Source organism: Synechococcus sp. CCAP 1479/9, assembly GCF_019038535.1.
GTDB lineage: Bacteria > Cyanobacteriota > Cyanobacteriia > PCC-6307 > Cyanobiaceae > Cyanobium.
The window spans coordinates 1-354 of sequence record NZ_JAFKRK010000086.1 but is presented as its reverse complement, the minus strand read 5'-3'; the positions used below and the strand labels follow the sequence as shown (position 1 = coordinate 354).

Sequence of the window (354 nt, the reverse complement as noted above, 5' to 3'; positions counted from 1 at the left end):
GGCGGAGCGGGCGATGACCTGCTGCATGGCGGCGCGGGCCGTGACTGGCTGGTGTCGGGGAGCGGTAATGACAGCCTGAATGGCGGGATCGGGGATGACGTGTATGTGATCGGGCAGGGCGGTGAGCGAAAGGAGATCATTGATACGGACTACCTGGTTGGGAATCGCGATGTGGTGATGTTCACGAATGTGAAGCCAAGCGATGTGCGGCTGGTGGAACGCCATGGTTCCCAGCTGTACCTGCACTACGGAAGTACGGATCGTCTATGGGTGGAGAACTACTTCGCCTCGGAGGTGCACCGGATCGAGGAGTTCCTGTTCGCCGATGGAAGCCGCTGGGGTGATGTGGAGCTA

The 354-nt window shown here is 60.5% G+C and carries 1 protein-coding gene; it reads left to right on the top strand.

The window, feature by feature from the left end; genetic code table 11:
* Positions 1 to 18 precede the first annotated feature (18 nt).
* The coding region (locus KUG38_RS16810) for a calcium-binding protein (protein WP_353617852.1) at positions 19 to 354 on the top strand (336 nt) is incomplete at its 3' end.